The sequence below is a fragment of the Geojedonia litorea genome (assembly GCF_042654525.1).
GTDB lineage: Bacteria > Bacteroidota > Bacteroidia > Flavobacteriales > Flavobacteriaceae > Geojedonia > Geojedonia litorea.
On the sequence record NZ_JBHSGP010000012.1, the window covers coordinates 89,540 to 107,575 of the forward strand.

Sequence of the window (18,036 nt, forward strand, 5' to 3'; positions counted from 1 at the left end):
AAATGAAACATTCCATCCTTTCGCTAATCACATTAGCAGTTTTTTCCATTTCAGCCCAAGAACGAACACTACCAGTTGATACTACGATAATTACCAAACATAACATCACAGTTAAAGGTGTTAATTTTTCATATACTGCTGCTACGGGAACACAGCCAGTATGGGATGCCGATGGCCAGCCTGTTGCAAGTCTCTTCTACACCTATTATACAAGAGATAACGTTAAGGATAGGGCTAGCAGACCTTTAATTATCTCCTTCAATGGTGGACCAGGTTCAGCTTCAGTTTGGATGCATATTGCTTACACGGGACCACGAATTTTGAACATTGATGATGAAGGTTACCCTGTACAACCTTATGGGTTTAAAAGTAATCCCCACTCTATCATTGATGTAGCTGATATTGTTTTTGTGAACCCTGTAAATACCGGATATTCTAGAATGATCCCTAATAAAGAAGGAAAAATGCCTGATAAAAGTTTGTTTTTCGGTATTAATGAAGACATCAAATATCTAGCAGAATGGATTAACACCTTTGTCTCTCGAAATAATCGCTGGGAATCTCCAAAGTATATTATTGGGGAAAGCTATGGTGGTACTAGAGTTATGGGCTTATCCCTAGAGCTTCAAAATAACCAATGGATGTACTTAAATGGAGTTATATTGGTTTCTCCTGCCGATTATAAGGTATTACGAGTTGGCGGACCAGTATCTTCAGCCTTAAACCTTCCTTATTTTACCGCTGCTGCTTGGCATCATAAAATGCTACCTCAAGACTTACAAAGTAAAGATTTACTAGACGTATTACCTGAGGCAGAAGATTATGCTATAAATACTTTGATTCCTGCATTAGCAAAAGGAGGATTTATTAATGAAAATGAAAGAAAGGACGTTGCTAAAAACATGTCGAGATATTCAGGATTAAGTGAAAAAGTAATACTTCAACATAATTTAGATGTACCAACTCAATTTTTCTGGAAAGAGTTGTTACGAGATAAGACTGGTCAAACCATTGGGCGTTTAGACTCTCGTTATTTAGGTTATGACAAAATAGAAGCAGGTACATCTCCTGATTACAGCGCCGAATTAACCTCTTGGTTACACTCATTTACACCTGCTATAAATCACTACATTAAAAATGAATTAAAGTTTGACACAGATCTTAAATACAACATGTTTGGTCCTGTGCGTCCATGGAATAATGACAATGATAATGTAAGAGATAATTTAAGACAGGCGATGGCACAAAATCCTTATCTACATGTATTAACTCAATCAGGCTACTATGATGGAGCAACTACTTATTTTAATGCCAAATATACCATGTGGCAGGTAGATCCTAGTGGTAAAATGAAAGATCGTTTTACATTTAAAGGTTATCGTAGCGGACATATGATGTACTTACGTTATGAAGATTTGATTTCCGCCAACGAAGATTTAAGAGAGTTTATAAAAAAATCATCGGCTAAAGGAAAAGCTGCTAAATACTAATTAACACAAATAAATAAGAATGAATCAATTTATAAAACCATTTTGGACAATTTTATTAGCTCTGATAATTGTACAATCCTGTGATAATAATACTAAACAACTTATCACTGATATTCCTTCACCCGCTGCTGAAAAAAGCTCTGAGCCCAATTTGCATCTTTCAAAAGATGGTAATGTGTATTTAACCTGGATTGAAATGACACCAGATACAACAAGCATATTAAAATTTTCCACATTAAAAGATCACATATCATGGTCACAACCAAAAACTATAGCAAGTGGTAAAAACTGGTTTGTCAACTGGGCTGATTTTCCTGGGATGACTTCATTTGGAGATACTAATTTAGCCACACATTATCTAGAGAAAAGCGCCAATGGAACTTACACTTATGATGTGAAATTAAAATTTTCAAAAGATGAAGGAAAAACTTGGGGCGAAGCTATAAAACCACATACTGACAATACAAATACGGAGCATGGTTTTGTGAGCAAATTAGCACTAGACGATGACAAGATGCTATCTGTTTGGCTTGACGGTAGACAATATGCCTATGCCGAAGAAAATGATTCTATAACCAAAGAAATGACTTTAAGAAGTGCTTCATTTAATGCTAATGGAGAAATGTTAAATGAATTTGTAATAGATTCAAGGGTTTGTGATTGTTGTCAAACCGATCTAGCAATGACCAACGAAGGCCCTATTGTTATATACAGGAACCGATCGGAAGATGAAGTTAGGGATATTTATTATTCAAAGTTAATTAATGATAAATGGACCAATCCAAAACCTGTTTTTAACGATAATTGGAATATAGCTGGATGTCCGGTAAACGGACCTTCTATATCTGCTTTGGGTAACACTGTAGCTGTAATTTGGTATACCTTACAAAATGATGCACCTCATGTTAAATTGGCATTTTCTAACAACAACGGCAATAGTTTTGAGACCCCTGTAACATTAAGCAACTCCTTTCCAATTGGTCGTGTAGATGTAGAACTCATTGATAACAACTCCGCAATTGTCACTTGGGTTGACAATGTAAATTATGAAACCGTGATACAAATGCAACGCGTTTATAAAGACGGCAGCAAAAGTGAACCATTAACATTAGCCAAAACATCTGAAAGTAGATCGAGTGGATTTCCAAGAATGGTAATAAAAGACAATATCGTCTATATAGCCTATACCTTGAGTGGTAAAGAAAACTTAAGTGTTAGAACTTTGGCTATTGATCTAGAACAGTTACAGCCTTCTAAAAACGAAATGCTTTAACGGGTAAGGTGTTACTTATTCTAGATTGAGTTTAACCAAGCTTTACGTAATTTAAGTTGCGATTGTGATGGGTTTTCAGAAGAAACTACTTTACCCGTTTCATCAATCTTTAAACCCATTTTGTTAAAAAATTCACCGTAATTTATAGGAGTATTTCCTTCAACATGAGTATTAAAAAAAGTACCTATAGAAGGAGAAGTCATTTTAGTTATTTCCTCAATAATGGAATCGTCGTCAAATGGTTTGTCTTTTCCGTATTTTAGGGTTAATTCCTTCATTAATGAAAGTAGATTGCGAGTACCTTGACTTTCTTCGAGCATAAGTATATCCAGACACATTCCTATCAATGCTCCTTTTTCATATACATTTACGTAATTTGAAGCGTATTGAGACTCGATTATATATTCACTCATTGAGGTGAAACTCATGGCGTCGTTAAATCGTTTTGAGTTACTTATTTTTTGCATCATCCTCACATAAAATTCCTCTTCAGAAATTAATCCCTCATAAACTTGAAAGTGATGTGCAAAATACTCGGTTACTCCTTCGTACATCCATAAATGTTTTGAAAACGTTGGTGTGTGATAATCAAAATAATGTACGTCTTCTGAGTGAACTCCCAAAGGTGTAACAATATGAAAAAACTCATGAGCAACAATATCAATTATGGCTTTTTCTAAATAAGATTTAGGGATATACTCTCCTAATACCAAAACTGTTGAAGTATGGTGTTCTAAAGCTCCAAAGCCCTTTGGGGAAGTAGCGCTTCCATCAGATAAAAACATATAAATATCATAGCGCTTTGTTGAATTAATTGGACCTAAGTAGGCCTTCTGCGCCTCCATCATTTTATAAACAGTTTCCTTAAGACCTTTTGCTGTGTATACTTTATTTGGTGAATAAAGACTCAACACTATTTTAATATCACCAACTAAAAATTCTTCAACGTCTAGTTCACCAATCATCATAGGGTTATCAGTAATGTCAAAATACCTTGGTGCAAAATAGCTTGATATTATTTTGTTATCATTTGTAAGTAAAGTTTTGGTTTCTTGCAGAGCAGAAGTCCTTACAAATTGAGCAGGTGAAGTGATATCTAATGTATACGCATTTCGTTTTAAAGAATCAAAATAGCCTATCAACCCATGCAGATTTAACACAAAATTATCGTTAGAAAAATTTGTGCCTTCAGGTGAAAAAATGGCCTTAAACGTTCCACTGCGTTCAATATCATAAGTATCATTGACCAAATAAGAGATTTTATCTAATTTAACGGCTTCAGAAATTAACCAAGAACTTTCATCAATCTTTTCAACCTTTAACGGATTTCCATCATAATCTAGAGCACTAAATTCCTCTACATAATTTCCAAAATTGCTGTATTCATAGGTGCCTTGTACAACTCTTGGCAAACGATAGATAACTTCATCTTGAGTAATTCGACCCGGATTAATGATTACAGGAGCTTTATCTTCGACAATAGCGGTTAAATCAATTGAAGTTTCTATAGGGTTGTTTTCTGCTAAATCAATACTTGTGCTTTTTGAGGCCGTCCCACAAGAAATTAAGGTAATACCTGCCAATAACAGGCCGAAAATTTTATTCATAAAGTTAATATATCAAAATCATTGGAGTCGTAAAACTACAATCATTTTAATTTTATAGCATAAAGATTTTGTTAAAATGTTGAATTAGTATATTAGCGAAATGCAAGCTCCTCTAATCAGTATATTAACGCCTTTTAAGAATACAGCTATCTATTTGCCTGAATGTCTTGACTCTATCATCAACCAAAATTATCAAAACTGGGAACTTATTATTGTTGATGACCATTCATCAGACCAAAGTTATTCGGTGGTTGAAGCTTATGCGAAAAAAGATTACCGAATTCGCTTATTTAAAAATTCAGGACATGGTATAATTGAAGCTTTAAGACTTGCATTTAAAAAGTCAAAAGGCGACTACATAACCCGAATGGATAGTGATGATGTCATGCATACTGAAAAGCTTTATTTTTTAGTCAATGATTTAATAACCTCTGGTAAAGGGCATGTTGCTTTAGGACTTGTAAAATACTTTAGTAATGAAGGCATTAGCGATGGATATGCTCGTTACGAAGCTTGGCTAAATGGTTTAACCAAACAAGGCAGTAATTATTCCGAAATCTATAAAGAATGTTCTATTGCCTCACCTTGTTGGATGGTGCATCGTGATGATCTTATACGTTGCGATGCCTTCAATCTTAATTATTATCCTGAAGATTATGATTTAACATTCAGGTTTTATAAGCAGCAACTAAAATGTATCCCATCCCAAAAGCTATTGCATTATTGGCGCGATTATCCTACCAGAACCTCAAGAACGCATGAACACTATGCACAAAATTATTTCTTGGATATTAAGCTAAGCTATTTTTTAGAACTCGATTATGATAAAAATCGACCATTAACGGTTTGGGGAGCAGGTTTTAAAGGTAAAACCATTGCCAAACGTTTGAAGTCCCAAAAAATCCCTTTTTTATGGATTTGTAATAACCCTAAAAAGATCGGGAAAAAAATATATGGAATAGAACTCCATAGTTTTAACCAACTCTCCACACTTACAAATCCTCAAAGCATTGTTACTGTTGCAAATGAAAATGCACAACGTGTTATTAGAAACTATTTTAAATCCCAGCAAATGGTTTCAATGACTGATTATTTCTTCTTTTGCTAGTCATTTAAAAACCTAATAAGTAGTATATTTAACTTTATTTTTTCAAAATGTTAAAACTCAAAAGAACAGACTCAAACGATCAAGATTTTAGAGACCTGGTAAAAGCTTTAGATACAGATTTGGCACTACGTGATGGAGACGATCATGACTTTTATAAACAGTTCAATAAAATTGATGCCATCAAATATGCCTTGGTTGCCTATGAAGGTGACATCCCTGTAGGTTGCGGAGCCCTAAAAATGTTTGATGCTGACACCATGGAAATTAAACGAATGTTTACCGTTCCAGAATCCAGAGGAAAAGGAATTGCCGAAAAAATTCTTAATGCACTTGAAAGCTGGGCCAGTGAATTAGGTTGTAATCAAGTTGTTTTGGAAACGGGAATCAATCAGCAAGAAGCTTTGGCCCTTTATAAAAAATCTGGTTTTGAGCGCATTAACAATTATGGCCAGTACATTGGTGTTGAAAACAGTTTTTGTTTTAGAAAAACGTTAAATTTCTCAAAAGCTTAAGAGGCTAATCAACAAGCATTTTCTATATTTGAGCATTACACTTTAAAAAAGAACCTTTTAGGAATGCAGTTTAAACACCCAGAACTTCTTTATGCTTTACTCCTACTCATCATTCCTATCATTGTCCATCTTTTTCAATTAAGAAAATTTCAAAAAGAGGCTTTTACTAATGTTCAGTTTTTAAAAGATATTACTTTACAAACCCGTAAAAGTTCCCAGTTAAAAAAATGGCTTATTCTACTAACGCGATTATTGTTATTGGCTTGTATAATTTTAGCATTCGCCCAACCCTACACATCAAACAAAGATAGTTTTAACACCAAAACCGAAACTGTAATTTATTTAGACAATTCTTATAGTATGCAGGCCAAAGGTGCTAATGGAACTCTTTTAAATAGTGCCGTAAAAGATCTCATTGAAACACTTGATGAAAATGAAACATTTAGTTTGTTCACTAATGATAAAACCTATAAAAATACAAGTTTAAAAGCAATCAGAAATGACCTTATACAGTTGTCGTACGCTCCAAATCAGATTAATTATGAGGCATTAATGCTTCAAGCTAAAAAGGAATTTTCAAAAGATAATAGCACGTTTAAAAGTTTAGTGCTTATTTCAGATTTTCAACAAAAAGGTGAAGCTTTAAATTTTGAAGACAGCGATCATATCAATCCACGATTGGTACAATTAAAACCTACCAACACCAACAATGTGGCTGTCGACTCTGTTTACATTTCAAATATGAACGTGGACATTTTAGAACTTACCGTGGTTTTAAAAAATCATGGAACACCAATTGAAACCTTATCTATTTCACTTTTTAATGATAATAATCTCGTTGCTAAAAATGCGGTTACTATAGAAAATGAAACTACTGCAGTATTCAATATTCCAAATAACCAACAGTTTAAAGGAAAAATAAGCATTGAAGATGCTAACCTTCAATATGATAATTCACTTTATTTTAATTTAAGTGAAAATGAAAATATAAATGTGTTGTCTATAAATGAAGCTGATGATACTTTTCTTAAAAAAATCTACACTAGTGATGAATTTAACTACTCATCTTCTAATTTCAAGGATTTAAATTACAATAGCATTGAGCGACAAGATTTCATTATCATTAACGAACTTAAAGAGATTCCGTTTTCGTTAATAAATGCGTTAAAATCGTTTACAGATAACGGAGGATATATTTTAATTGTTCCTTCAAATGAAGTTGTATTAGGTTCATATAATCAGTTATTTAATAATTATAACTTATTTAATTATCGTGTTTTAAATCCTAACGAAAAAAGAATTACTGACATCAATTTTTCGCATCCAATTCTAAACAATGTATTCGACAAAAAAGTGAGTAATTTTCAATATCCAAAAGTAAATGCATTCTATAATTTGGAATCTCTTTCTGGATCATCAGTTTTAAGTTTTGAAGATGGAAATCCATTTTTGTCACAGTCTGGTCAAGCCTTTAGTTTTACTGCCGCTCTTAACGACTCTAATTCAAATTTTAAAAACTCTCCACTTATTGTTCCTGTACTTTACAATATTGGCAAGCAAAGTTTAAAATTACCGCAGCTTTTTTATACTATTGGTATTGAAAATAAAGTGGATATTAAAACTACTTTAGGTCAAGATGAAATACTTAAATTACAATCTAATAGTAATTCGGTTATCCCGTTACAACAAACATTCATAGACAAGGTTACACTAATAACTAATGATGACCTCGATATGGCGGGAACATTTGATGTAATGAATAAAGAAAACATTATAAAGCAAATTAGCTTTAATTATGCGCGAGACGAAAGCAACCTTTCATACTTAAATTTGGATGCTTTTGATAAGGTTTCTGTGAATAACTCGGTCAGTGAAGCTTTAATGGAATTAAAAAGTGCGACAAATGTTAATGAGCTATGGAAATGGTTTGTTATTTTTGCACTAGCTTTTTTAAGTATTGAAATGCTCATCTTAAAATTCTTTAAATGAACGTACTCATAAAATCTGCCACAATTGTTGATTCAAAAAGCGATTTTCATAATCAAACCCTTGATATTTTAATTGAAAAAGGAATCATCACTCAGATTTCAAAACACATTGCCAATCCAAAAAAATACCAAGAAGTGAAGTTAGACAATCTTCATGTTTCACAAGGCTGGTTTGACAGTAGTGTAAGTTTTGGTGAACCTGGTTTTGAAGAGCGCGAGACTATAGCTAACGGATTAAAAACTGCTGCCTTATCAGGATTTACTAGTGTTGCCACAAACGCCAACACATATCCCGTGATTGATTCGAGTGCCGATATAACCTTTATTAAAAGTAAATCAAAAGATCACGCCATTAGCTTATATCCTATTGGGGCGCTTACAAAATCTGGTGAAGGCAACGATTTGGCTGAACTTTTTGACATGAAAAATGCTGGTGCAATCGCATTTTACGATTATCAAAAGGCTGTTTCAAATCCAAACTTAATGAAACTAGCCTTGCAATATGCCAGTAATTTTGGCGGTTTAGTCATGTCTTTTCCACAGGATTCAAATATTTCAGGGTCTGGAGTTATGAATGAAAACCGAACTAGTACTTCATTAGGTTTAAAAGGGAATCCAACTTTAGCTGAAGAACTTCAGGTATCTAGAGATCTGTTTTTGTTAGAATACACAAACGGCAAATTACATATCCCTACCATTTCAACAGCAAAGTCTGTAGATCTTATCAGAAAAGCTAAACAACAAAAACTTGATGTGACCTGTAGCGTAGCAATTCATAATTTGTTATTTACGGACGAAAAATTAACAACATTCAATACTAATTTTAAGGTAAAGCCTCCTTTAAGAACTCAAAAGGATATTGATGCTCTGATTGAAGGCCTAAAAGATGGCACTATAGATATGGTAACTTCTGACCACAATCCAATCGATATCGAAAACAAGAAAATAGAGTTTGATTTTGCCAAATATGGCACTATTGGACTAGAAAGCGCTTTTGGTGCTCTACAATCTGTATTTACTTTAAAAAAGAGTATAGAACTCTTAACTAAAGGAAAAAAACGCTTTGGGATTGAATCAAATGGCATTGTTGTAGGTAGTAAAGCAGATTTATCATTGTTTGATCCTAAATTTTCATATATATTCTCTAAAAACCATATTATTTCAACTTCAAAGAACAGCTTGTTTGAAAACAGCCAATTAAAAGGAAAGTCGTATGGCATCATCGCCAATAACCAATTGGTATTAAATTAAATTATGCAAGACACTATAAAAGAAGGCAGAACATTAGCCATTGTATGTTATTTTACATTTGTTGGGTTGATTATTGCCATAATTATGAATTTAGAAAAACGAAATCCTTTCACTTTTTTTCATGCACGTCAAATGCTAGGCTTAATAATCATGCTTTTGGTTTCTAATGTATCAGAAAAATATATTAGCAGTTGGCTTGGAACTGCTTTTTGGAGCATTACCTTCGTAGCATGGCTATACGGACTTTATACGGCTTACAAAGGTGAGCAAAAACCCATCCCTGTAGTTGGTGACTATTTTCAGGACTGGTTTAGAACCATTAGTTAAACTCTATGTACGATTTAAGCTTATTTCACATAACGCGGCCTTCTTCTATTAAGGAAAATGCGCCTTTACTCATCATGTTTCACGGATATGGAAGTGATGAAAACGATCTGTTTTCATTTTCAAGCGAACTCCCTGAAGACTTATTCATTGTTTCGGCACGTGCTCCGTATGCTATGCAACCCTTTGGAAATGCGTGGTACGCTATTCACTTTGATGCTGCACAAAATAAATGGAACGATACAGATCAAGCTATACAATCTAGAGATTTGATTTCTAAATTTATTGATGAAGTTTGTGAAACTTACCCAGTAAATCGAGATAATGTTACACTCTTAGGTTTTAGCCAAGGCACGATTTTGAGCTACGCTGTAGCCTTAACCTATCCGCAAAAAGTTAAAAATGTAATTGCTTTAAGTGGCTATATAAGCGAGGATATGTTACCAGAAACATTACCTAAAGACGACTACGCACATTTAAGTTTTTATTGTTCGCATGGTAGTGTAGATCAGGTAATTCCGGTAGAATGGGCACGAAAAACTCCAGAATTTCTATCGCGTTTAAACATTAAACATAGTTATTCCGAATTTCCAGTAGGTCATGGTGTTGCACCGCAAAATTTCTATGAATTTAAGAAGTGGCTAGAGCCTTTAATTGGTTAATGATATAACAAATAGTCTAAAAGCTTGAATTTTAATTCCTGTTTATCAACAATCTCATAAGTCAGCAACATTTCTCCCCAATATTTTCCATCAGAAAAATCAGCAATGATCCATTTATGATTTAAAAGCCTAACGGAATTGATTAGCATTTTGTTTCCAGTCATAGATGCATATGGAACCAATGGATGGTCCTCCCCTTCATATACATTGAGTTTATAAAGTTCATCTTTTATAAAAGGCACTAATTCTGAAATTCGATACCCTTGATCTTCAAAGTAACTCATAGCATCGTCATTGAACTCGATACTAAAGCGCATGAGTTCAAAATTGTTGTCCTTAAGCGTTAAAATCGAATCCTTATAAGTGTTTTCTTTGGCAAGTGATGTGGTAAGCTTTTTGTCATAATCTTCAATAATATGTTTGGAGTTCATAAATTGAAAAAGTACAAGTAGTAAAGTAAAAATAAACAAGTACATAAAAATATTGCGCTTCATATGCTAAAGAGTTATTTGTAAGTTATCGTATGCCAAAAAAACGTTTTTGGGTAATTTTTGTTGTACTTCGTCATGGAAACCCAATAATGCACTTATGTGAGTAAGGTAAGCCTTTTCAGGCTTCACTTCATTGATGAAATCAAGTGCTTCAATGAGATTAAAATGTGAAGGATGTGGCTCATCTCTCAATGCATTAACCACCAACACTTTTACACCTTGTAGTTTTTGAATTTCTTTAGAATCTACATTTTTCATATCCGTTAAATAGGCGAACTCACCAAATCTAAAGCCAAACACCTGTAACTTGTCATGCATTCCATCAATAGGTATAACTTCGAGGTTTCCTAAATTAAAAGGTTCATTTTTAATTTCAATAGGTTCTACGCTGGGAGCCCCGGGATATTTATTGTGATTTTCAAATATATAATCGAATCTTCGAGTTAACGCATTTAGTACGCGTTTATGTCCATAAACCGGAATTTCACCCTGTCTAAAGAAAAAAGGACGAATATCATCTAAACCAGCAGTATGATCGGCGTGTTCATGGGTAAATAAAATACCATCTATTCTTTTACAATTCGCGGTAAGCATTTGTTGCCTAAAATCAGGACCACAATCAACAACATAACTATAATCATCCCATTCTACCAAAACCGAAACACGAAGTCGTTTGTCTTTAGGATTAGTACTTAAACATACAGGATGGCTACTTCCAATAACTGGAATTCCTTGTGATGTTCCGGTACCTAAAAATGTAATTTTCAATCCAAAATACTTTGAAACAAAAATAAGGTTATTTTTTTGTTTACCATGCTATTTTAATACCTTTGTCCTAACGTTATAACCCCGATTTAAAGATGGAAATCACCCTTAAAGGCGATAAGGAATTTGATGAAGTTCCTTCATTGAGAACCAAAGCACTTCGTATTAATCTTAATGAGAACATTTATGGGACTTTTGCTGAAATTGGGGCAGGTCAAGAAACGGTTCGCCAATTTTTCAGAGCAGGCGGTGGATCTGGTACCATAGCAAAGGCTATGTCGGCTTATGACAAAGACTTTAGTGATGCTATTTATGGAATTGAAGATGACGGCCGTTATGTGACTGAAGCCCGCTTAAGGAAAATGCTTACGCATGAAATTGCTCTAATTGAAGAGCGCATCACAAGAGATAAGCATCCCAATAAAATGTTTTTCTCATATGCTAATACAGTCGCCACTATAGATTTTGCGAAAAAATATAAAGGACATGGCTGGGTTGGTGTTAAATATCAAGTAGAACCTGACCAAGAGTATAACGAAATTATTCTGCATTTACGCTTTAAGGAGAACGATGCACGTTTACAACAAGAAACTTTAGGAATTTTAGGTACCAATTTAATTTATGGGGCCTTTTATAAGTACAATGTGCCTAAAAAACTCCTTCGATATTTGTATGATCATTTAGATAAAGACCAAATTGAGATTGATACCATAAATTTTTCTGGTCCGGTATTTAAGGACGTCGATAATCGCCTAATGAGTTTGCAGCTTGTTAAAAATGGCATGACCGATGCCGTAATGTTTGCTCCAGATGGCAATAACGTACTCCCTGCTAGAGTATTATACAAAAAGAATATATTAGCACTTAGAGGTAGCTTTAGACCAGTAACCATGGTAAACATGGATATGTATCAGAAATCCTATGAGATGTTTTTGAAAGAAAACAGAGTGGTCGAAAAAAACACACAAGTTGTTTTTGAAATCACCTTATCTAACCTCCGTGCTGAAGGTGAGATTGATGAACAAGATTTCATGGATAGAGCTAGATTATTGTGTTCATTAGGGCAAACTGTTCTTATTTCGAATTTTCAAGAATATTATAAACTCGTTGAATATTTTTCACAATATTCTAAAAACAGAATGGGGCTTGCTATGGGTGTCAATAACCTAATTGACATTTTTGATGAAAAGTATTATCGTCATTTGAGTGGTGGTATTCTTGAAGCCTTTGGAAAATTATTCTTTAAAGACCTACGCGTTTACCTATATCCAATGGAAAATGAAGATGGTACGATTACTACAAGCGAGAATCTTAAAGTGCATCCACGTATGAAAGAACTTTACAAGTTCTTTAAGTACAATGGAAAAGTTGTAGATATAACCGACTACAATCCATCTACACTTTCTATTTTCTCACGTACAGTGCTTAAAATGATTGCCGATGGTGAAGAAGGTTGGGAAGCCATGCTACCTGAAGGTGTTGCAAATTTAATTAAAGAAAAAAGCCTATTTGGTTGTGAAACAGAACAGGCTTTTCTTGATGAGTAAAAAATAGAATTTAGTTCAATTTCTTATTTTATTTATTCTAGTATTTGTTCTGCGTGAATCTTTGCTTTCACCTTATCAATTACCTTTTCAATAACTCCATTTTCATTAATCACGAAAGTAACACGATGAATACCCTCATATTCACGACCCATAAATTTTTTAGGACCCCAAACTCCAAATGCTTCAATAACGCTTTTATCTACGTCGGCCAATAATGGATACTGAAATTTGAACTTCTTTTTAAAGTTGGATTGCTTTTTTTCAGTATCAGCACTAACACCTAAAATTTCATAGCCTTTTTCGGCTAAATCTTTGTAGTGATCTCTTAAATTACAGGCTTCAACGGTACAGGTTGGCGTATTTGCAGCCGGATAGAAAAATACTACTAGTTTTTTTCCTTTATAATCTTTTAATGAAATCGTATTGCCTTGTTCATCCGTTGCCGAAAAATTAGGAGTCTTATCTCCAGGTTTTAATGTCGTCATATTTATTACCTTTGATTTTTCGTAAAAATACAACTTTATGACCAAGCAAGAAAAGGTAGATTTTGTTATTAGAACCCTAAATGAATTATACCCTACAATCCCAATTCCGTTAGAACATAAAGATCCTTATACATTGCTTATTGCGGTATTACTATCAGCTCAAAGTACCGATGTGCGCGTAAACCAGATTACACCATTACTTTTTGAAAAGGCTGATAATCCTTATGATATGGTAAAACTTTCAGTTGAAGAAATTAGGGAAATTATAAAACCAGTAGGCTTATCTCCCATGAAAAGTAAAGGGATTTATGGACTTTCTAAAATTCTGATTGAAAAGTATAATGGCGAAGTCCCAAAAACTTATGAGGCTTTGGAAGCATTACCTGCTGTTGGCCATAAAACGGCAGCCGTGGTTTTATCTCAAGCTTTTGGTATCCCTGCATTTCCTGTAGATACACATATCCATCGCCTCATGTATCGATGGGGGTTTAGCAATGGAAAAAATGTGGTTCAAACTGAAAAAGACGCTAAACGTTTGTTCCCAATGGAATTATGGAACGATTTACATCTTCAAATAATTTGGTATGGAAGAGAATACTCTCCTGCCAGAGGATGGAATTTAGATAAAGACATCATCACTAAAACTATTGGTCGAATGTCTGTAATCAAGGAGTATTTGAAAACAAAAAAGTCCTGACGACTAACAAATCAGGACTTTTTCAGATTAATTTAGAAGTGCTTCAAACTTCATTTTATTACAATTAATAACACTTAAAGCCTTAGAATAATTTAAAAGAAAATCTATTGTTTCTTTTTTTGGGTTCAGGGTTTCTTTAATTTGAGGGTTTTTAGAGTAAAGTTTTGCCATTATCGCTTTTTTTAGGTTTAATATCCTATTAACGAGACAAAACTTTATTTATTGTATTAATTTGTTAAAATGATATTATTTTTATCTATGACCTTTCTTAAATTGATTAAGGCGTAGCGCATTCTACCCAGAGCTGTATTAATACTAACTCCAGTTCTATCAGATATTTCTTTAAAACTCATATCATTATACATGCGCATAATCAAAACTTCTTTTTGATCTTCTGGTAATTCTTCTATCAGGCGTCGAACATCTGATTCTACCTGATCTTTTATGAGTTGTTTTTCTGCATTTAAGCTTGAATCTCCTAACACCGAAAAAATACTAAACTCACCAGAGTTATCAAATTTTGGCATTCGACTGTTTTTTCTGAAGTGATCAATCACTAAATTGTGAGCAATACGCATGACCCAAGGTAAAAATTTACCTTCTTCGTTGTATTTTCCCAATTTAAGCGTTCTAATAACCTTAATAAAGGTATCCTGAAAAATGTCTTCTGTTATGTCTTTATCAAAGACTTTAGAGTATATAAAACTGTAGATTTTTTGTTTGTGCCTATAAATTAAAATAGAAAGTGCGTTTTCATCACCTTCGATATAATTTTTCACTAAAGCGGCATCAGCGATAAGTTCGTATCTCATAATCATTACTTTAAAAGACTAAAAGTCAATGTCGTGCACTTCTAGTTCGGGGTTAATTTTTTAAAGTAATATTATGTTATAGGCAAATGATTTTTACTGATTTACAACCAAATATAACAACAATCATTCCTAAAATGCAAAAAAACCTTTAAAAATTTAACATTTTATTCGGTAATAAACTTTTTTCTCTGATTAAATACTTATGGTATCTTTGCAAATCTTTAAGTATCAAATCTAATATGAGCATCACTATTTCTGAAGTCAATCCAAAACAAAACATCATAATAAAAGGGGCAAAACTTCATAATTTAAAAAATATTGATGTTGTAATTCCTAGAAACAAATTAGTGGTAATCACAGGTTTATCTGGTTCGGGTAAATCTAGTTTAGCTTTTGATACCTTATATGCCGAAGGTCAACGTCGTTATGTTGAAAGTCTTTCAAGTTATGCGCGTCAGTTTTTAGGCCGATTGAATAAACCAAAAGTAGATTACATTAAAGGTATTGCGCCAGCCATAGCTATTGAACAAAAGGTGAATTCTACTAATCCTCGCTCAACAGTTGGGACTTCAACAGAAATTTATGATTATCTAAAACTCCTATTCGCTAGAATTGGAAATACCTATTCTCCTGTTTCTGGCAAGTTGGTTAGAAAACATACAACATCAGACGTAATTTCATTAATAAAACAGTTTGATGATGGTGAGAAGCTGTTACTTCTGGCACCTATTATTTTGGAAGAAGGACGAAGTATGAGTGATAAACTTAATGTCCTTCAACAACAAGGCTATGCCCGAGTTAAATTAGACAATGAAGTTTTAAGAATTGATGAAGTTTCTGATAGATCACTGAAGGGCGCTATACATTTAGTAGTTGATAGAATTATTGTTAAGCATGAAGAAGATTTTTACAATCGTTTAGCTGATGCCATTGAAACCACCTTTTTTGAAGGTAAAGGCAGTTGTATTGTCCAATCACTTTCAACTCAAAAACAGTATGAATTCAATAATAAATTTGAATTAGATGGCATGACTTTTTTAGAGCCTAATATACATCTATTCAGCTTTAATAATCCCTATGGTGCATGTCCAAAATGTGAAGGTTATGGTGATGTTATTGGTATCGATGAAGATTTGGTTATCCCTAATACAAGTTTATCAGTCTACGAAAACGCTATATTCCCTTGGCGAGGTGAAAGTATGAGTTGGTACCGAGACCAATTAGTAAATAACTCTCATAAATTTGATTTCCCAATTCATAAGCCATACTTCCAGTTAACGAATGAACAAAAACAGCTCATTTGGAATGGCAATGAGTATTTTGAAGGACTGGATTCCTTTTTTGAAGAATTAGAGTCTAAAGCCTACAAAATTCAAAATAGAGTGATGTTATCACGCTACAGAGGAAAAACTAAATGTACGATCTGTAAAGGCAAACGATTAAGACCTGAAGCTAATTTTGTTAAAATTGGAGATGCAACTATTACCGATTTGGTAGAAATGCCTTTGGATAAGTTGGCTGAATTTTTTAACAATCTGAAATTAAACGATTACGATGCTAAAATTGCGGAGCGTTTATTAAAGGAAATCACCAATCGTCTTACTTTCTTATCTAACGTTGGTCTGGATTATTTAACATTGAATAGAAAATCGAATACCTTATCTGGTGGAGAAAGTCAGCGCATTAATTTGGCGACCTCATTAGGTAGTAGTCTTGTAGGTTCAATGTACATTTTGGACGAACCCAGTATTGGCCTTCACCCAAAAGACACCCAAAAACTCATAAAGGTTCTTATAGCCTTACGTGATTTGGGCAATACCGTAATTGTGGTTGAACATGACGAAGATATTATGAAAGCAGCCGATGAAATTATAGATATTGGACCAGAAGCCGGAACCTTTGGTGGTGAAGTTGTTGCGCATGGTGAATTTAAAGATATTTTAGTTTCGAATTCATTAACGGCAAAGTACCTCAATGGTTCTTTAGAAATTGAAGTGCCAAAAAAGCGTCGATCTTCAAAGTATCACGTCAACATTATTGGAGCCCGTGAAAATAATCTTAAAAATATAGATGTTACAATTCCGTTAGAAATGTTAACGGTAATAACTGGTGTTTCAGGAAGTGGCAAAAGTACATTAATCAAAAAAATCCTTTTTCCTGCGCTTCAAAAAAAAATAACCGATTTTGGAGATAAACCAGGACAATTCAGTGATATCACGGGTAATTTCAGCAATATTAAGCAAATTGAGTTTGTAGATCAAAATCCTATAGGGCGTTCATCTAGATCTAACCCTGTCACCTATATCAAAGCTTATGACGATATAAGGGCACTATATGCTAATCAAAAATTAAGTAAGATTAGAAATTATCAAGCTAAACATTTTAGTTTTAATGTTGATGGTGGAAGATGTGAAACCTGTAAAGGTGAAGGTGAAGTTACTATTGAAATGCAGTTTATGGCCGATGTCCATCTTACATGTGAAACTTGTAACGGGAAACGGTTTAAAAAGGAAGTTTTGGAGGTTACATTTAATGAAAAATCTATAGATGATATTCTAAATCTTACCATTGATGATGCTATCGCCTTCTTTTCTCAACACCAACAATCAAAGATTAAGAACAAATTGCAACCCTTGCAAGATGTTGGCCTTGGCTATGTTACTTTAGGCCAAAGTTCTTCTACGCTTTCAGGCGGCGAAGCGCAGCGAATTAAGCTGGCTTCATTTTTAGGAAAAGGCTCTAAGAGCGATAATGCGCTCTTTATTTTTGATGAGCCTACTACTGGTCTTCATTTTCACGATATCAAAAAACTATTAAAATCATTTGACGCTTTGATTGAACAAGGACATTCCATTTTGGTCATTGAGCACAATTTGGATCTTATTAAATGTGCTGATTATATTATTGACTTGGGACCTGAAGGAGGTGAGCGTGGTGGCCAACTCATTGCTAAAGGTACACCAGAAGAATTAGTTAAAAATGCTAATTCGGTAACAGGCCTATTTTTAAAAGAAAAGCTATAAG

16 protein-coding genes are annotated in these 18,036 nt (G+C 33.7%); 11 read left to right on the forward strand and 5 right to left on the reverse strand.

From position 1 onward, the window contains the following. The first annotated feature begins 2 nt into the window (after positions 1 to 2). Together ACFO5O_RS06515 and ACFO5O_RS06520 are read left to right on the forward strand one after the other, a co-directional pair. A complete protein-coding gene (locus ACFO5O_RS06515; RefSeq protein WP_387962079.1) occupies positions 3 to 1,490 on the forward strand; it encodes a S10 family peptidase in 1,488 nt (495 codons plus the stop codon). Between the two features lie 19 nt (positions 1,491 to 1,509). Then, positions 1,510 to 2,763, forward strand: a complete 1,254-nt coding sequence (locus ACFO5O_RS06520; RefSeq protein WP_387962081.1) for an exo-alpha-sialidase — start codon at positions 1,510 to 1,512, stop codon at positions 2,761 to 2,763. Positions 2,764 to 2,783: 20 nt separating this feature from the next. Here ACFO5O_RS06520 and ACFO5O_RS06525 read toward each other — a convergent pair whose 3' ends face one another. Continuing rightward, positions 2,784 to 4,370, reverse strand: coding sequence for a M61 family metallopeptidase (locus ACFO5O_RS06525; RefSeq protein ID WP_387962083.1), 1,587 nt, complete (start codon positions 4,368 to 4,370; stop codon positions 2,784 to 2,786). Positions 4,371 to 4,470: 100 nt separating this feature from the next. Between ACFO5O_RS06525 and ACFO5O_RS06530 the strand changes: the two genes are divergently transcribed. The 6 genes from ACFO5O_RS06530 (at position 4,471) to ACFO5O_RS06555 (ending at position 10,215) form a co-directional block, all read left to right on the forward strand. Beyond that, positions 4,471 to 5,478, forward strand: coding sequence for a glycosyltransferase family 2 protein (locus ACFO5O_RS06530; RefSeq protein ID WP_387962085.1), 1,008 nt, complete (start codon positions 4,471 to 4,473; stop codon positions 5,476 to 5,478). Between the two features lie 47 nt (positions 5,479 to 5,525). Further along, positions 5,526 to 5,990 carry a GNAT family N-acetyltransferase gene (locus tag ACFO5O_RS06535; RefSeq protein WP_387962087.1) on the forward strand — a complete coding sequence of 155 codons (465 nt, stop codon included), beginning with the start codon at positions 5,526 to 5,528 and terminating at the stop codon, positions 5,988 to 5,990. Between the two features lie 63 nt (positions 5,991 to 6,053). Continuing rightward, positions 6,054 to 7,979, forward strand: coding sequence for a BatA domain-containing protein (locus ACFO5O_RS06540; protein WP_387962089.1), 1,926 nt, complete (start codon positions 6,054 to 6,056; stop codon positions 7,977 to 7,979). After that, positions 7,976 to 9,229, forward strand: coding sequence for a dihydroorotase (locus ACFO5O_RS06545; protein WP_387962091.1), 1,254 nt, complete (start codon positions 7,976 to 7,978; stop codon positions 9,227 to 9,229). Before ACFO5O_RS06540 ends, ACFO5O_RS06545 begins: the two co-directional genes overlap by 4 nt. Positions 9,230 to 9,232: 3 nt before the next feature. Further along, positions 9,233 to 9,556: a DUF4870 domain-containing protein gene (locus tag ACFO5O_RS06550; RefSeq protein ID WP_387962093.1), complete on the forward strand. Its 324-nt coding sequence runs from the start codon at positions 9,233 to 9,235 to the stop codon at positions 9,554 to 9,556. Positions 9,557 to 9,561: 5 nt separating this feature from the next. Next, positions 9,562 to 10,215, forward strand: a complete 654-nt coding sequence (locus ACFO5O_RS06555) for an alpha/beta hydrolase (protein ID WP_387962095.1) — start codon at positions 9,562 to 9,564, stop codon at positions 10,213 to 10,215. On the opposite strand, the gene ACFO5O_RS06560 is transcribed toward ACFO5O_RS06555, so the two are convergent. After that, positions 10,212 to 10,646 (reverse strand): hydrolase, encoded by a 435-nt coding sequence (locus tag ACFO5O_RS06560; protein WP_387962097.1) that lies wholly within the window; start codon positions 10,644 to 10,646, stop codon positions 10,212 to 10,214. The two genes, ACFO5O_RS06555 and ACFO5O_RS06560, sit on opposite strands and share 4 nt — an antisense overlap. Positions 10,647 to 10,712: 66 nt before the next feature. Beyond that, positions 10,713 to 11,474, reverse strand: a complete 762-nt coding sequence (locus ACFO5O_RS06565; protein WP_387962099.1) for an MBL fold metallo-hydrolase — start codon at positions 11,472 to 11,474, stop codon at positions 10,713 to 10,715. A gap of 92 nt (positions 11,475 to 11,566) precedes the next feature. On the opposite strand from ACFO5O_RS06565, the gene ACFO5O_RS06570 reads away from it, so the two are divergent. Next, a complete protein-coding gene (locus ACFO5O_RS06570; protein ID WP_387962101.1) occupies positions 11,567 to 13,018 on the forward strand; it encodes a TonB-dependent receptor in 1,452 nt (483 codons plus the stop codon). A gap of 32 nt (positions 13,019 to 13,050) precedes the next feature. On the opposite strand, the gene bcp is transcribed toward ACFO5O_RS06570, so the two are convergent. Next, positions 13,051 to 13,503, reverse strand: coding sequence for a thioredoxin-dependent thiol peroxidase (gene bcp / locus ACFO5O_RS06575; protein ID WP_387962103.1), 453 nt, complete (start codon positions 13,501 to 13,503; stop codon positions 13,051 to 13,053). Between the two features lie 37 nt (positions 13,504 to 13,540). Here bcp and ACFO5O_RS06580 point away from each other — a divergent pair, with 37 nt between their 5' ends. Beyond that, positions 13,541 to 14,200, forward strand: coding sequence for an endonuclease III domain-containing protein (locus tag ACFO5O_RS06580; RefSeq protein ID WP_387962105.1), 660 nt, complete (start codon positions 13,541 to 13,543; stop codon positions 14,198 to 14,200). 227 nt (positions 14,201 to 14,427) lie between these two features. On the opposite strand, the gene ACFO5O_RS06585 is transcribed toward ACFO5O_RS06580, so the two are convergent. Then, a complete protein-coding gene (locus ACFO5O_RS06585) occupies positions 14,428 to 15,012 on the reverse strand; it encodes an RNA polymerase sigma factor (protein WP_387962107.1) in 585 nt (194 codons plus the stop codon). Between the two features lie 239 nt (positions 15,013 to 15,251). On the opposite strand from ACFO5O_RS06585, the gene uvrA reads away from it, so the two are divergent. Continuing rightward, a complete protein-coding gene (gene uvrA, locus ACFO5O_RS06590; protein ID WP_387962109.1) occupies positions 15,252 to 18,035 on the forward strand; it encodes an excinuclease ABC subunit UvrA in 2,784 nt (927 codons plus the stop codon). Position 18,036: the final 1 nt, after the last annotated feature.

Bases quoted from the DNA above. Each gene is read 5' to 3' on its own strand.
- ACFO5O_RS06530 (WP_387962085.1), top strand. From the start codon at position 4,471: ATGCAAGCTCCTCTAATCAGTATATTAACGCCTTTTAAGAATACAGCT.
- ACFO5O_RS06545 (WP_387962091.1), top strand. From the start codon at position 7,976: ATGAACGTACTCATAAAATCTGCCACAATTGTTGATTCAAAAAGCGAT.
- ACFO5O_RS06585 (WP_387962107.1), bottom strand. From the start codon at position 15,012: ATGAGATACGAACTTATCGCTGATGCCGCTTTAGTGAAAAATTATATC.
- ACFO5O_RS06560 (WP_387962097.1), bottom strand. From the start codon at position 10,646: ATGAACTCCAAACATATTATTGAAGATTATGACAAAAAGCTTACCACA.
- bcp (WP_387962103.1), bottom strand. From the start codon at position 13,503: ATGACGACATTAAAACCTGGAGATAAGACTCCTAATTTTTCGGCAACG.
- ACFO5O_RS06525 (WP_387962083.1), bottom strand. From the start codon at position 4,370: ATGAATAAAATTTTCGGCCTGTTATTGGCAGGTATTACCTTAATTTCT.
- ACFO5O_RS06520 (WP_387962081.1), top strand. From the start codon at position 1,510: ATGAATCAATTTATAAAACCATTTTGGACAATTTTATTAGCTCTGATA.
- ACFO5O_RS06555 (WP_387962095.1), top strand. From the start codon at position 9,562: ATGTACGATTTAAGCTTATTTCACATAACGCGGCCTTCTTCTATTAAG.
- ACFO5O_RS06550 (WP_387962093.1), top strand. From the start codon at position 9,233: ATGCAAGACACTATAAAAGAAGGCAGAACATTAGCCATTGTATGTTAT.
- ACFO5O_RS06570 (WP_387962101.1), top strand. From the start codon at position 11,567: ATGGAAATCACCCTTAAAGGCGATAAGGAATTTGATGAAGTTCCTTCA.
- ACFO5O_RS06580 (WP_387962105.1), top strand. From the start codon at position 13,541: ATGACCAAGCAAGAAAAGGTAGATTTTGTTATTAGAACCCTAAATGAA.
- ACFO5O_RS06540 (WP_387962089.1), top strand. From the start codon at position 6,054: ATGCAGTTTAAACACCCAGAACTTCTTTATGCTTTACTCCTACTCATC.
- ACFO5O_RS06515 (WP_387962079.1), top strand. From the start codon at position 3: ATGAAACATTCCATCCTTTCGCTAATCACATTAGCAGTTTTTTCCATT.
- uvrA (WP_387962109.1), top strand. From the start codon at position 15,252: ATGAGCATCACTATTTCTGAAGTCAATCCAAAACAAAACATCATAATA.
- ACFO5O_RS06535 (WP_387962087.1), top strand. From the start codon at position 5,526: ATGTTAAAACTCAAAAGAACAGACTCAAACGATCAAGATTTTAGAGAC.